Below are 14,443 nucleotides of genomic sequence, written 5' to 3' on the forward strand. Positions count from 1 at the left end.
ATCAGGGCCGACCGCAGGGCGTCAGCGGACTCAACGCGGTGGTGTCGTGGCCGGCCGAGGAGTGGGGTCGTGATCCGGCCGGGTTCGCCGAGATGCGTCCCGGCGTGTACGACGTGCACGAGCGGGTTCGCGACATGAACCGCAACGGCATCCTGGCCTCGATGTGCTTCCCGACCTTCACCGGCTTCTCCGCCCGGCACCTGAACATGCACCGCGAAGAGGTCACGCTGGTGATGGTGTCGGCCTACAACGACTGGCACATCGACGAGTGGGCGGGCTCCTATCCGGGCCGGTTCATCCCGATCGCGATCCTGCCGACCTGGAACCCCGAGGCGATGTGCGCCGAGATCCGGCGGGTGGCGGCCAAGGGCTGCCGAGCGGTGACCATGCCGGAACTGCCGCACCTGGAAGGGCTTCCGAGCTACCACGACGAGGACTACTGGGGTCCGGTGTTCCAGACGCTTTCCGATGAGCAGGTGGTGATGTGCCTGCACATCGGCACCGGTTTCGGGGCGATCAGCATGGCGCCCAATGCGCCGATCGACAACCTCATCATCCTGGCCACTCAGGTGTCGGCGATGTGTGCACAGGATCTGCTCTGGGGTCCGGCGATGCGCAACTACCCGGACCTGAAGTTCGCATTCTCCGAGGGCGGAATCGGTTGGATCCCTTTCTATCTGGATCGCAGTGACCGTCACTACACCAACCAGAAGTGGCTGCGTCGCGACTTCGGCGACAAGCTGCCAAGCGACGTCTTCCGCGAGCACTCTCTGGCGTGCTACGTCACCGACAAGACGTCGCTGAAACTGCGCCACGAGATCGGCATCGACATCATCGCCTGGGAATGCGACTACCCGCACTCCGACTGCTTCTGGCCCGATGCGCCGGAGCAGGTGCTGGCCGAATTGAACGCCGCCGGTGCCGATGACAGCGACATCAACAAGATCACGTGGGAGAACTCCTGCCGCTTCTTCAGCTGGGACCCGTTCGCCAGGACGCCGCGGGAAGAGGCGACCGTAAAAGCGTTGCGGGCCAAGGCGACGGATGTGGACGTGTCGATCAGGCCGCGTAAGGAATGGGCACGCCTTTACGAAGAGAAGCAGCTCGCCAAGGCGTAACCGCCAGGCGCTCACCAGTTTCCGCAGCGGACGGTCGGCCGTTGGACATCGACGAAGTTCGGACCGGGTTCGAGCAGGCGACGCCACTGGGGGGCGGATCAGTCAACCCGCGGAAGTCGCTGAGGCCGTTGCGTTTTTGATGTCGTCAAAGGCCTCGTTCATCACCGGCTCACACATCGTCGTTGACGGGGGCGTAACGAGCCGACACGCCTAGGCGACCGGTACTGAGATCTCCGTGGGAGTCGACCGTCCGCGCAGTACCTCCGAACCGCGCGGGGCCCAGTGCCGCCGCTCCGAAACGTCGGCGCGGGCCATGGCCGCGCCTGAACACAACGTTCGTCCATCGAACTGCTTGGCGCGATCGGCAAGACGAGCCGCCTCATTGACCGCGTCGCCGACGACCGTGTACTCGTACCGGTATTCGGCGCCGATGTTGCCGGCGAAGACGGGCCCGGCTGACACTCCGATGCCGAAGTCGACCGGAAGCCGCCGCAGTTCGTCGCCGAGCGCCCGCGCGGTGGCCAATGCCGCCGACGCCGGATCGTCGATCCGCAGTGGTGCGCCGAACACCGCCAGTGCGGCGTCGCCCTGGAACTTGTTGACCAGCCCGTTGCGCTGGTCGACCTGTGCGACGACGATCCGGAAGAAGTCGTTGAGTACCTCAGCCACCTCATGTGGGGCGCGCGTCGCCGTCAACTGTGTCGAGCCCACCAGATCGATGAAGAGGATCGCGGCTTCGCGCTCGTCACCAGACATCGACTGGTTCTCTTCGACCGCGCGCCGCGCTACCTCGGTGCCGACGTGCCTGCCAAACAGATCACGCAACTGCTCCCGTTCCTGCAGACCGGCCACCATACGGTTGAATCCCGTTTGTAAATGGCCGATTTCGGATCGCTCATAGACGTCGATCATGTTGCCAAGGTTGCCGCGTTCGACCTCCCCCATCGCGGCGGCGACCGCCTGAACCGGATCTGAAATCGAAGAAGCCACCAGAATCATCGCACGCAATCCCAGCAGGATGGCGACGAGTGCCAGCACCAAAACGGGCACCTCAATCGGCGCGTCTTCCGCGATGATCCACCCGTTGGCTCGCAGCAGCACGAGCACCACGATCCCCGCACCGGGAAGCGCAGTGCACAGCGTCCACATCAGGATCAGCCTGGCCCGGACGCCTGGCGCCTTTTCGGCGTGCTCGAGATCCGCTGTGGAAGCCACCATTAACGAGCGAAGCGCACGTTGGGTGAACAGGAAGCCTGAACACACGGTCGACGTCGAGCCGAACAAGATCGACGAAGCGATCAGTAGCGTGACTCGGCCACCTGCGTCGATGTTCAAGGGAATCATCACGGCCGCCGCGATGGCCCATGGCGTCAGCAGGATCGCGGACTGGCGCCTGGTGATATGCGGTGTTTTTCGCTGTGCGGGCGAAGTTGATTCGCGACTCGGATCAGGTCTGTGGAAAGCACGAGCGACCAAGGCGATGCCGCCTAGGGATACGGTAACGATTCCGGCGATGACGATTGCCACCGTCGCGATCAGGTTCGTCACGCTCATCACCGCCTGCGCGCCGATGACTGTTTCGCCGCTCACCGATATGACGATGGCGACGACTTCGGCGGCAGAAAGGAGATAAGCGAACGCGAGACCTGCGCCGTATCTGATGCGCAAGTCGCTTGGCCTCATTAGGCCATGGTGTCAGTCGCTGGCCGGTAGCGGCTTGGCTTCCTTCAATGTCAGCGCGGTAGTCCCGACAGACAGGGTTCCTGCGCCGGCCTTCGTCACCAGCACCTCGGCTCCGGTCTCGTCGACGTAGCGTTTGCCCATCACGGCGCCATCCGAGAACGCCGGATCCAGAGTGGCGTCGGCCGACTTTTGGCTGTCGATCGGCACCATCGGCGCCCCTCCGGCGCGGAGGTCGTCGAGGCTGTCGGACGTGCGCACCACGATCACCTGAGTGTCGCAAACCTGGCTCTGCAGCCGCGTGCCGTTCTTGATCATGTTCGGCTCCTTGTCAATTCGTCGACCAGCTCGCGGCGCAGCACCTTGCCGGTCGCGTTGGTGGGCAGCTCGTCCCGGAACACCACGAGGTCCGGGGTGCGTGATCCGCGCAGGTGTGCTCGGACATGCTCGCGCAGTTCGTCTGGATCGGGTGTCATGTTGGCGGCGGGCACCACCACCGCGACGATGATCTGACCCCACTCGGGATCTTCGGGACCGACCACGACGCAATCGCGCACCGACGGGTGTTCGACGAGAACATCCTCGATCTCGGCAGGCGCGATGTTCTCGCCGCCGCGGATGATGGTGTCGTCGGAGCGACCACCGATGAAGAGGTAGCCGTCTTCGTCGAGCATGGCGATGTCTTTGGTTGGGAACCACCCTTCGGCGTCGAGGACCGAGCCGATCTCCGCGTACCGCCCGGACACCTGCTCCCCGCGCACGAACAGCTCGCCCGTCTCGCCCGCCGCGAGGACTGCGTCGTCGTCGCCACGGATCTGTATCTCGATGCCGGGCACCGGTTGGCCTACCGAGCCGAGCCGCCGGGCCACCGCCGCGTCTGCCGAGCCGAGTGCGGCGCGATGGTCGTCGGGGGAGAGGACCGCGATGGTCGAGCTGGTCTCGGTGAGTCCGTACGCGTTCACGAAGCCGACGTCGGGCAGCAGGCCAAGAGCCTTGCGCACCAATGGAAGCGCGACCTTCGACCCGCCGTAGGCGAGGTTGCGCAGCGTCGGCAGTTCCACCGGTTGGCTCTCCAGAACCGACACGATGCGGTCGAGCATCGTCGGCACCACGGTCGCCGTCGTGACGCCTTCGTCGCGGACCAGGCGGACCCACTCGTTTGGGTCGAACTTGGGCAGGTACACCATTTTTCGGCCCGCGTACAGATTCGAGAGTGCCGCACCGACACCGGCGATGTGGTACGGAGGCACGCAGATCAACGCGGCGTCATCTGCGTCCGCTGCGTCGAATTCGACGGTGCCGGTGACATAGCTTGTCAGGTTGTTATGCGTCAGCTCAACGGCTTTGGGTCTCGACGTGGTGCCCGAGGTGAAGAGCACGACCGCGACGTCGTCGGGATCGGCAAACTCGGCGGCCGGCTCTGCGTTGCGGGCCGCCTCGATGAACTCCTGTGAGCTGATCACCTGCCTGCCGGTGCCGGCGACAACGTCGCGGTACTCGGCGTCCGCGATCACCAGCGGCGTGGGTAGCCGTTCGATCAGCTGCCGCAGGCCATCCTCGCTCAGTCGGTAGTTCAGGGGTGTGAAAGCTACCCCGGCACGGGCCGAGGAGAACAGCAACAGCGGCAGCATGACGCCGCCGAGGCCGACATAGGCCGCGTGCCCCGCGCCCGATGCCGCGATCACACCGGCTCCGCCGTCGGCGAGTGCACTCAGTTCGGTTGTGGTCAGCCGCATCTCGCCGGACACCACTGCCGTCCGGTCCGGATTGCTCGAGGAAGCCATCTCGAGCAGCAAAGAAATACTCATGGTTTGTCGACGAAGATATCAAGGATCGGATCGTCGCCGCCGCCGTAGCGGGACAAATCCGATACGCCGGCATCGGCGAGCAGTTCGGAGTCGATGTAGCACTGGCCGTTCACGTCGGCCGCGGGCCGGGAGAAAATCTCGACAGCGGCGTCACCCATGATCTGCGGATCGCGCGACCGAGCCGCCAAATTGTCGCCGTCAGCGAGGTTGGTCACCGCAGAGGTGGCGATGTAGGTCTCTGGCCACAGGCAGGCAAAACCGATGCCGGCGTCGGCATATTCGGCCGCCCAGCCCAGCGACAGCAGCGTCATCCCGTACTTCGAGAGCGTGTACGACGGGTGGGCGCCCAGCCAATGCGGGTTCATGTTGAGCGGCGGCGCCAGCGTCAGCACGTGAGCGTTGGGTGACTTGCGAAGGTACGGCAGGGCTGCCTTCGTCAGCAGGAATGTGCCGCGCACGTTGATGTCCATCATGAGATCGAACTTCTTGGCCGACAGCGCTTCGGTGGGTTCGGTCGCGATGGCGCTGGCGTTGTTCACGCAGATGTCGACACCCCCGAAATGCTCGACGGCGGTGTCGACGGCGCGCTGCACGTCCTCCTCGTTGCGGACGTCGCCAACGACGGCGACGCCCTTGCCGCCCGCCGCTTCGACCTCGGCGACGGCGGTGTGGACGGTCCCCGGCAACTTGGGGTGCGGTTCGGCCGTCTTCGCCAGCAACACCACATTGGCGCCCTGCCTTGCGGCGCCGAGCGCGATCGCCAGTCCGATGCCGCGGCTGCCGCCGGAGACGACGAGCGTGCGGTCAGTGAACGTGGACATGGGCCTCCTCGGTGTTGCCGTCCACTCCATCCGGAATGGTATTGGCATTCTCATTCTAGGCAAGTGCCATAATCGCTGTTTACTGGGGCTTCCGTCGATGTATTGCGGTCGAGCCGGGCCCCTCTCACTGCACGTTTCCAGCCAGCGGTATTGGCATTCTCATTTCTTGCAAGTACGTTATCCATTGATGACCGAGCCAGTACACACCCCCTCCGGCATCCCGCTCGAGCCCGTCTACGGGCCGGCCGACCGGACCGGCGACCCGCCGGCGCCCGGCGCATATCCGTTCACCCGCGGGAACTTCGCCAGTGGGTATCGCGGCAAGCTATGGACGTTCCGTCAGTACTCGGGTTTCGGCACGGCCGAGGAGTCCAACCGCCGCTACCGCTACCTGCTGGACCAGGGCGGTACGGGGCTGTCGGTGGCGTTGGACCTACCCACCCAGTGTGGATACGACTCCGACGATCCGGAGTTCGGTGAGGAGGTCGGCCGGGTCGGCGTCGCGGTGGACACGCTCGCGGATGCCGAGATCCTGTTCGACGGCATTCCACTGGACAAGATCAGCACCAGCTTCACGATCAATGGCACTGCCGCGATCCTGCTGGCCTTTTACGTCGCCGCCGCGGAGAAGAAGGGTGTGCCGCGGGCCAAGCTGACCGGCACCATCCAGAACGACATCCTGAAGGAATACGCGTCGCGGGGCACCTGGATCTGGCCGCCGGAGCCCTCGCTGCGGCTGATCGCCGACACCATCGAGTTCTGTGCTGGCGAAGTACCCAGGTTCAACGCGATTTCGGTCGCCGGTGCGCATTTCCGCGACGCCGGCGCCAACGCGGTGCAGGAGATGGCGTTCACCCTGGCTGACGGCGTCACGTATTGCGACACCGTTGTTGAGCGGGGCCGCATGACCATCGACCAGTTCGCGCCTCAGATCTCCTTTTTCTTCTATACCCACGGGGACTTCTTCGAGGAGATCGCCAAGTACCGGGCCGGCCGCCGGCGGTGGGCCACGATCGTGCGCGAACGGTACGGCGCCGCCACGGACAAGGCGTCGATGTTCCGGTTCGGCTGTGTCGCCGGTGGCGCGTCGCTGTATGCGCCGCAGGCCCAGAACAACCTCGTGCGCGTGGCCTACGAGTCGATGGCAGCGGTGCTGGGCGGTGTGCAGTCGATGTTCACCGCCGCATGGGACGAGCCATTCGCGCTGCCCAGCGAGGAATCCGCGACGCTGGCGCTGCGCACCCAGCAGATCCTGGCCTACGAAACCGGCGTGACCGCGGTCGCCGACCCGCTCGGCGGTTCGTATTTCGTCGAGGCGCTCACCGACGCCACCGAGGAGAAGATCATCGAGATCATGGGTGATCTCGAGGCGCACGGTGGCATGGTGCGCGCGATCGAGGACGGCTACCTGCAGGGGTTGATCGCCGATGAAGCATTCAAGATCCATCAAGAGGTGGAGTCTGGTGTTCGGCCCGTTGTCGGGGTCAACAAGTTCGTCGCCGACGAGCCGCCACCGGAGATCTCCACCTACGAACTGGACGCCGAGGGCCGTGATCTTCAGCTGAAACGACTGTCGAAGGTCAAGGCCGAGAGGGACTCCGCCGCGGTCGCGGCCAGCCTCGCTGCGTTATCCCAAGCCGCGGAAGGGACCGACAACCTGATGCACAAACTGATCGACTGCGCAGGAGCCTATTGCACCGTGGGCGAGATGGTCTCTGCGCTCAAAGCGGTGTGGGGCGAGTTCCAGCAGCCGGTGGTGTTTTAGATGGCTGTTCGCGTTCTCGTCGCCAAACCTGGCCTCGACGGCCACGACCGTGGTGCGAAGATCGTCGCTCGGACGCTGCGCGATGCCGGTTTCGAGGTTATCTACACCGGCATTCGCCAGCGCATTGAGGACATCGTGTCGATCGCGTTGCAGGAAGATGTTGCGCTGGTGGGCCTTTCGATCCTGTCGGGGGCTCACGTCGCCCTGACCACCCGCACTGTCGAGGCGCTGCGCGCTGCCGACGCCGGCGACATCGCTGTCGTCGTCGGTGGCACCATCCCACAGACCGACGTGCCCAAGCTGCTGGAAGCCGGTGCCGCGGCGGTGTTCCCGACCGGCACACCCCTGGAAGTCCTCGTCGACGAGGTGCGCAAGCTGACGTCTGAAAGGGTCGATTAGATGCGCCTTGGCGTGATGATAGGGGCCGAGCGCGGTGACATGGCTCGTAAGGTCAAGAAGCTCCTACAGGACATCGAGTGGGCAGAAGGAGCCGGACTGGACACCGCGTGGATGCCACAGGTGCCCGACGACTTCGACGCGCTGACCATGGTCGCCCTCATGGGCAACCGGACGACACGTATCGAGCTCGGCACGGCCGTGGTGCCACTACAGGCTCAGCATCCGATTGCGTTGGCGCGCCAGGCATTGTCGATACACGCGGGCACCGGCGGCAGGCTGGCGCTCGGTGTCGGGCCGTCGCACCACTGGATCGTCCGTGACATGCTCGGCATCCCGTACGAGAAGCCGGCCGCGTACACGCGCGACTACCTCGAAGTCCTCAACACCGCCTTGAAGGGCCCAGGTCCCGTCGACGTCGAGAACTCGACGTTCACCGTGCACAACCCGACTGCGCTCGGTGCCGAGACTCCGATGCCGGTGCTGGTAGCGGCTCTCGGGCCGGTGATGCTGCAGATCGCAGGCGAACTCGCCGACGGCACGGTGCTGTGGATGGCAGACGAGCGAGCCATCGGCGACCACATCGCGCCACGAATCACCAAGGCTGCCGACAACGCCGGACGTCCTGCGCCGCGAATCGTCGCGGGCATACCGGTATGCCTGTGCGCCAACTCCGAGATCGGCGCTGCGAAGGAGCGGGCCAACCGCATTCTCGCCGAGGCGGAGACGTCGCCCAACTACCAGAAGCTGCTCGATCGCGGTGATGCCCGTGATGTCGGCGATCTGTGCGCGGCCGGTGACGAGGAAGCGATACTGGCCCGGTTCAAGAAGTTTGCCGATGCGGGAGTCACGGATCTGTCGGTACGGCTGCTTCCGATCGGCGAGACGCGCGACGAGTTGATCGCTTCGAAATACCGAACGCGAGAAGTCATTTCGCAGCTGGCTGACGAAGTGCGATGAGCCCAGGGCCGTTATCGGGTATCCGAATCCTCGAGGTCGGCGTAATGCTCGCCGGTCCGTACGCCACCATGCTGCTTGCCGACCTTGGCGCGGAAGTCATCAAGATCGAGCCGCCGGGCGGCGAGATCTCCCGCCAGGTGAGCGAGAGCTACTTCGCCAGTCTGAATCGCAACAAGCAGAGCGTCTGCCTGGACCTGCGGTCCGACGCCGGGCGCCAACGGCTCGGCGAGCTGGTCGCGGAATCGCATGCGCTGCTGGTGAATATGAAGCCGTCCGCGATTCGCCGGCTCGGGCTCACCTACGACACGCTGCGGCAGTTCAACGAGCGGATCGTCTGCGTCGCGATGACCGGGTTCGGGTTGGACGGCGGCGACGACCCGGCCTTCGACTACGTCATTCAGGCGGCCACAGGTGTCGCGGCCATGACGGGTGATCCGGATGGACCGCCGACACTGCCGGGGTACTCGTCGGCCGACAACTCCACGGGGCTCGCTGCCGCGCTGGGACTCTTGGCCCAGATAGTCTCGGGCCGTGGTGGCCAGGTGGACGTGTCGCTGCGCGACGTGATGCTGTCCCAGCTGAACTACCGGGCGTCGGCCTACCTCAACGACGGAATCGAGCCACAGCGACATCCGCACGGTGCGCACTCGTATTACGTTCCGGCGCAGTTGTTTACGACTGCTGACGGCTACTTGGCTTTGTTCATCACCCACGACGCGTTCTGGAAGGCCTTCGCCGCCGAAGCGGGCGTCGACGGCTTTCCGACGATGGCCGAGCGCGCCGCCCGACGCGAAGAGGTGCTGGCCGTCGTCAGCGCCGCGCTGGCTACCGATACCGCCATGAACTGGGAAACGCGATTGCGCCCGCTTGGCATCCCTGTCGCTGCTGTCCGGACGCTGCCCGAAGCGCTGGAGGCCACACCGGAGGTCATCGTGACAGCCGGGAACTTCCGATTGGTGGGCACCCCGATCCGCATCGGCGGGTACGAGCCCGAGTACCGGCCGGCGCCGGGCTTAGACGAACACGCCCAGCATCAATCCTCGTAATGCACTGTCACTGAAGGGGTATCAGGAACTGCCTGGCAGGTCAGGACGTAGCCGTCTTCGACCTCGTCATCCATCAGCGCGTCGTTGACTCGCATGGTCGCGCTGCCTTCCGACAGCCGCGCCATGCAGGTGCCGCAGTTGCCGGCCTCGCAGGAGAACGGCGGTGACATGCCCGCCCGCCGGGCGCTTTCCAGCAGCGTCTCCTTGGCGACTTGGGGGACCGTCGCCTTCTCGCGATCCAGGTGAATCGTGATGGTGCCCTGGACATCTGCGGCCTGTTCGGCGGAGGCGGGCTCGGGTGCTTCGGAGTCCGCAATCGGGGCAGGTGCGGCGTCGAAATCCTCGATGAACACCTTGCCGGGGCCTGGCAACGCCGCTGTGACGACGGACATGAATCCTTCTGGCCCGCAGACGTAGCAGTCGGCGTCGGTGTCCTCGCCGACGAAATCGACCACGCTGGCCGGGCCGAGCAGCCCACTGTCGGCGTCGATGTGGCGCACCACCGTGAGCCGGTCGGGGTAACGCGCGACGAGATCGTCGAGCACCCCTTCGAAGATCATCGACTGCCGGTCGCGATCGGCGCATAGCAGGCGCACCCGACGGTCGGTGGTGGCCAGGGCGCTCTTGGCCAGCGACAGGATCGGCGTGACGCCGCTGCCGCCGCTGAACCCCAGCAGCGGCGCGGAGGTATCGGTCAAGCAGAAGGTGCCGGCGGCCCGGGTGAGCGTCACCTCGTCGCCTTCGACGAGGTTGTCGAGCATCCAGTTCGACACCTTGCCGCCGGGCACCCGTTTGACGGTGGTCGCGATTTCGGAGTCGGTCTCGGGTGCACTGGACATCGAATACGACCGGTACAGGTCCTGGCCCTCCACGTTTACCTTGAACGTGCAGAACTGGCCGGCCCGGTAGGGGAACGGCGTCTCATCCGGGGCCAGCACGAACGTCCTGGCGTCGGCGGTCTCCTTGATGATCCGAGACACCGTCGCGCGATGGAACAGATGCGGCTTGGCCATTGGGTCCCTATCGTCTGGCATTGTCATTCTGATAATAAGAGAATACTATTCTCCTCGACAACCGCGGATCTTCTCCGAGGTGTGTACCCGCAGGCTGGAAGGGGCGAGAGCGACGTGAGTGGGCCGATCGCTCTCGCGTTCGAGGACCAGGAGTACACCCTGGCACAGCTCGACGCGCTGGCCAGCGGCATGGCGACCACGCTCGAGCACCGCGGAGTGCGCGCCGGCGAGCGGGTGGCACTGATGTCGTCGAACCGTCCGGAATTCGTCATCGCGCTGCGCGCCATCTGGCGTCTTGGTGCGTCCGCGGTCTTACTCAGCCCGGCGTGGAAGCGGACCGAGGTCGACCATGCCCTCGCGCTGACACATCCCGCTCATGCCGTCGGCGACCATCCTGTGTTAGCCGAGGCGATGCCGATGCTGCACCTGGACGAGCCCATCACGCCGGGACGGCGCTCGTTCGAGGCGCCGCCGCCCGACTCCGATGCGCTGTTCGTGTTCAGCTCCGGCACGACAGGGTTGCCGAAGGCAGTGCGTCACACGCATGGCTCGTTCGCGGTGGCCGTTCGGCACTGGCGCGACGCGCTGCATCTGACGTCGGCGGATCGCATGCAGATCATGACGCCGCCGTCGCACATACTTGGTCTGCTGAATATTGCGATGGCGCTGGACACCGGCACCTGGATCCGGCTGCACCGGCGATTCGACATCGACCTCATGCTGCGGCACATCGAGGATGACCGGATCACCATCGAAATGGCCGTCGCACCAATCGCATTAGCACTGGCGGCCCACCCCGAGCTGGAGAACTACGACCTGTCGTCACTGCGTTACATCATGTGGTGCGCGACACCGGTCACCCAGAGTGTGGCTGAAGCCGTTACGCGAAGGACCGGCGTCAACTGGGTGACGGCTTACGGCGCAAGCGAATTGCCGGTCATCGCATGCAACGAGATCGAAGGTGCGCGGCTGGACAGCGTCGGCCGCCCCGCACCCGGCGTGAGCGTTCGGGTCGTCTCGTTGGACACCGGAGAGCCGGTGGCGCCAGGCGAACTCGGTGAAATCCAGGTGCGCTCGGATTCGGTTATGGCCGGCTATCTTCCGCATTCGGCGACGGCTGAGGCGTTCGACGGCCGCTGGTATCGCACGGGCGACGTCGGCCACCTCGACGATGAGGGGTGGTTGCGCATCACCGACCGATCCAAAGAGATGATCAAGGTGCGCGGTTTCCAGGTCGCGCCCGCTGAGATCGAGGCCGTCCTGCACGGGCATCCGGCCGTCGAGGATTGTGCGGTGTTCGGCGTTCCGGACGCAGTCAACGGCGAAGCGGTCGTCGCCGCAGTCAAGGCGCGTGTACCGGTTGAGACCGACGAGCTGGTTGCGCTCGTCGGGGACCGTCTGGCGTCGTACAAACGGCCGAGTCGAGTGGTGCTCGTGCCGGACATACCGCGCCTACCCTCTGGAAAGGTGTTGCGAAGAGTGCTGAAGGAGCGTCTGTGGACGTCCGTCTGACAACCGAACAGCAGCAGCTGCGGGATGCCGCCGCAAAGCTGGCCGACGACCTCGGACCCGGATCGGTTGCGGATCTGTCCGACGACAACCGCATCGGCCGGCTGGAAAAGGCCGTCGATGCGACCGGCTTTAGAACGCTGCGCTCGGACGGAGCGTCAGGCGTCGAAGTCGCTGTTGTCGCTGAGGAATTCGCGCGCGGTTTGGTCGACGTCCCCTTCCTCGGGCCGATACTGGCCGACGATCTGCAACGGCTCACCGGGCGTGCGCCGTCGGCGACGGACACCGGGAGCGGGTCCGTCGATCTCACCCGAGTTTCTGCCGGCGTGGTCGGGGCGCCGGCAGAACTCGGGGAGCTTTCCAGCGACGACGCGCAGCGCTGGCGTGCGCTCGCGCTGGTGACCACCACTGCAGATCTTCTCGGCGCTGCACGCGGCGTGCACGCGCTCGCGGTGGATTATGCGAAGGTTCGCGAGCAGTACGGTTCGTCGATCGGGTCGTATCAGGCCATCGCCCACATGCTCGCGGAAGGCCTTGCGTTGATCGAAGGCTCGATCAGCGTGCTGCGGCATGCGGCGTGGGCCGTCGACGAACTGGATCCCGCCGAGGCTGTCCAGGCCGCACGGATCGCCAAGCTGTACTGCGCACGCGCAGCACGGACCGTCTGCGAGACCGCAATCCAAGTACACGGCGGCATCGGGAACACCTGGGAATGCCTGGCCCACGTGTACCTGCGCCGAGTGCTGACAACCACCGAACTGTGGCCCGTACGCCTGGAGGACATCGATCTTGGATTTTCGTGATTCGCCGGAGGAAGCCGACTTCCGGGACAAGCTGAGGACCTGGCTGTCCGACAACGCAGGGACGTTCAAGGCGTCCGGCGACGACTATTGGACCCGCCAGGGTGAGTGGCACCAAGCCCTTTATCAGGCAGGGTTTTTCGGCACCTCGTGGCCGCGAGAGTTCGGCGGCCAGGAGTTAGCTCCGGTGTACGACGTCATCGTCGACGAGGAGCTGGCCCGTGCCGGCGCCCCGCCGCGACCCAGCCTGGGCTATCTGGTGGTGGGACTGGGCCACCACGGCAGCAAGGAACTGCAGCAGCGCTTCCTGCCCGGCATGATCAACGGAACCGAGCGGTGGTGCCAGGGCTTCAGTGAACCGGGAGCCGGGTCCGACCTCGCGTCGCTGACCACCACCGCCACCCGCGATGGCGATAATTACGTCATTCATGGTCACAAGATCTGGACCAGTTACTCCGACGTCGCGGACTGGTGCCTGGTGCTTGCCCGGACCGACAAGGAGGTGCCGCGGCACAAGGGCATCTCGGCATTCATCGTCTCGATGCATCAGCCGGGGATCGAGCAACGACCCTTGAAGATGATCAACGGTGTGACAACCGAATTCGGTCAGGTAGCTTTCGACGGCGCGGTGGTGCCCGCCGATCAGATGGTCGGCTCGCCAGGCGAGGGCTGGGCACTCGCGATGACGGTGGTCAGCCACGAACGCGAACCGTCGACTCTGGGCTATTCCGCTCGGTACGGAAAACTGGTGCGGGAGATGGCATCCCGTGTGGAGCAGGCGCCGGCCGAGCTGGTGTGGGCCGCGGTGGAGGCCGAGATGCTGCGCCTGCATGTGCGGCGCAGGCTCTCCGAACAGCTCGACGGCATCAAGCACGGGCCGCAGGGGTCACTGGACAAGCTGCTGATGACGTGGACCGAGCAGTCCGTCGGACACGCGGCGCTGGCCGTCACCGGAACCAGTGACCCAGAGCTGTTGAGCGCCTACCTGTACAGCCGCGCGCAGAGCGTCATGGGCGGCACATCGCAAATTCAGAAGAACATCATCGCGTCGCGAATCCTCGGACTGGGAGTGCGATGAGCGCTTGCGCGAAGAGCAAAGGAGTTTGAAATGTACGATATGCCAGCCGAAATCGACGTCCGCGCCGACGGTGCGCTGCGCATCATCACGCTGAACCGCCCCGACGCGCTCAACGCCGTCAACGATTCGCTGCACACCGGGTTGGCCCACCTGTGGTCGCGGTTGGGCGAGGACCGGGAGGCACGCGCGGCGGTGATCACCGGGGCCGGTCGAGCATTCTCCGCGGGTGGCGACTTCGCCTACCTCAACGAGTTGCGAGGCGATCCCGACCTGCGGGCCAAGACGATTCTGCATGGCCGCGAGATCGTGCTCGGCATGGCGCGCTGCCGAATTCCGGTGGTAGCGGCCGTGAATGGCCCGGCGGTCGGCTTGGGCTGCAGCCTGGTCGCGTTGAGCGACATCGTCTACATCGGCGAGGAGGCCTATCTCGCCGACCCGCACGTGCAGGT

The 14,443-nt window shown here is 65.3% G+C and carries 15 protein-coding genes; 10 read left to right on the plus strand and 5 right to left on the minus strand.

Annotated features, from left to right (window positions below):
• On the plus strand, positions 1–1,118 hold a 1,118-nt coding region (locus VFH65_RS11595; protein ID WP_353321586.1), incomplete at its 5' end, for an amidohydrolase family protein.
• Complete coding sequence (locus tag VFH65_RS32055) at positions 1,045–1,332, plus strand: SDR family oxidoreductase (RefSeq protein ID WP_414688401.1); 288 nt, start codon at positions 1,045–1,047, stop codon at positions 1,330–1,332. The genes VFH65_RS11595 and VFH65_RS32055, both read left to right, overlap by 74 nt.
• On the opposite strand, the gene VFH65_RS11605 is transcribed toward VFH65_RS32055, so the two are convergent.
• The 4 genes from VFH65_RS11605 to VFH65_RS11620 are packed head-to-tail and all read right to left on the minus strand — an operon-like array spanning position 1,329 to position 5,427.
• Positions 1,329–2,801, minus strand: a complete 1,473-nt coding sequence (locus VFH65_RS11605) for an adenylate/guanylate cyclase domain-containing protein (RefSeq protein ID WP_353321587.1) — start codon at positions 2,799–2,801, stop codon at positions 1,329–1,331. The two genes, VFH65_RS32055 and VFH65_RS11605, sit on opposite strands and share 4 nt — an antisense overlap.
• A gap of 12 nt (positions 2,802–2,813) precedes the next feature.
• Entirely contained in the window at positions 2,814–3,116 is a 303-nt protein-coding gene (locus VFH65_RS11610) for a hypothetical protein (protein ID WP_353321589.1), read from the minus strand.
• Positions 3,113–4,606 carry a class I adenylate-forming enzyme family protein gene (locus tag VFH65_RS11615; RefSeq protein ID WP_353321591.1) on the minus strand — a complete coding sequence of 498 codons (1,494 nt, stop codon included), beginning with the start codon at positions 4,604–4,606 and terminating at the stop codon, positions 3,113–3,115. Before VFH65_RS11615 ends, VFH65_RS11610 begins: the two co-directional genes overlap by 4 nt.
• On the minus strand, positions 4,603–5,427 hold the full coding sequence (locus tag VFH65_RS11620; protein ID WP_353321593.1) for an SDR family oxidoreductase: 825 nt from the start codon (positions 5,425–5,427) through the stop codon (positions 4,603–4,605). The genes VFH65_RS11615 and VFH65_RS11620 overlap by 4 nt, the downstream gene beginning before the upstream one ends.
• A gap of 187 nt (positions 5,428–5,614) precedes the next feature.
• On the opposite strand from VFH65_RS11620, the gene VFH65_RS11625 reads away from it, so the two are divergent.
• Genes VFH65_RS11625 through VFH65_RS11640 form a run of 4 tightly spaced genes read left to right on the plus strand, consistent with a single transcriptional unit; the run spans position 5,615 to position 9,594 of the window.
• Positions 5,615–7,192, plus strand: coding sequence for a methylmalonyl-CoA mutase family protein (locus tag VFH65_RS11625; protein WP_353321594.1), 1,578 nt, complete (start codon positions 5,615–5,617; stop codon positions 7,190–7,192).
• Entirely contained in the window at positions 7,193–7,591 is a 399-nt protein-coding gene (locus VFH65_RS11630; protein ID WP_353321595.1) for a cobalamin B12-binding domain-containing protein, read from the plus strand.
• Positions 7,592–8,548 (plus strand): LLM class F420-dependent oxidoreductase, encoded by a 957-nt coding sequence (locus VFH65_RS11635; RefSeq protein WP_353321596.1) that lies wholly within the window; start codon positions 7,592–7,594, stop codon positions 8,546–8,548.
• Positions 8,545–9,594 (plus strand): CaiB/BaiF CoA transferase family protein, encoded by a 1,050-nt coding sequence (locus tag VFH65_RS11640; RefSeq protein WP_353321597.1) that lies wholly within the window; start codon positions 8,545–8,547, stop codon positions 9,592–9,594. Before VFH65_RS11635 ends, VFH65_RS11640 begins: the two co-directional genes overlap by 4 nt.
• Here VFH65_RS11640 and VFH65_RS11645 read toward each other — a convergent pair.
• Entirely contained in the window at positions 9,582–10,607 is a 1,026-nt protein-coding gene (locus VFH65_RS11645; RefSeq protein WP_353321605.1) for a ferredoxin--NADP reductase, read from the minus strand. The genes VFH65_RS11640 and VFH65_RS11645 overlap by 13 nt on opposite strands.
• 114 nt (positions 10,608–10,721) lie before the next feature.
• On the opposite strand from VFH65_RS11645, the gene VFH65_RS11650 reads away from it, so the two are divergent.
• From VFH65_RS11650 to VFH65_RS11665, 4 genes are all read left to right on the plus strand, one after another.
• On the plus strand, positions 10,722–12,119 hold the full coding sequence (locus tag VFH65_RS11650) for a class I adenylate-forming enzyme family protein (protein ID WP_353321599.1): 1,398 nt from the start codon (positions 10,722–10,724) through the stop codon (positions 12,117–12,119).
• Positions 12,104–12,919 (plus strand): acyl-CoA dehydrogenase family protein, encoded by an 816-nt coding sequence (locus VFH65_RS11655; protein ID WP_353321600.1) that lies wholly within the window; start codon positions 12,104–12,106, stop codon positions 12,917–12,919. The genes VFH65_RS11650 and VFH65_RS11655 overlap by 16 nt, the downstream gene beginning before the upstream one ends.
• Positions 12,906–13,994, plus strand: coding sequence for an acyl-CoA dehydrogenase family protein (locus VFH65_RS11660; RefSeq protein ID WP_353321601.1), 1,089 nt, complete (start codon positions 12,906–12,908; stop codon positions 13,992–13,994). Before VFH65_RS11655 ends, VFH65_RS11660 begins: the two co-directional genes overlap by 14 nt.
• A gap of 30 nt (positions 13,995–14,024) precedes the next feature.
• Positions 14,025–14,443: enoyl-CoA hydratase/isomerase family protein (locus VFH65_RS11665; RefSeq protein WP_353321603.1), on the plus strand; the 419-nt coding region annotated here is incomplete at its 3' end.

The sequence above is a fragment of the Mycobacterium sp. genome (genome assembly GCF_035697385.1).
Classification (GTDB): Bacteria; Actinomycetota; Actinomycetes; order Mycobacteriales; family Mycobacteriaceae; genus Mycobacterium.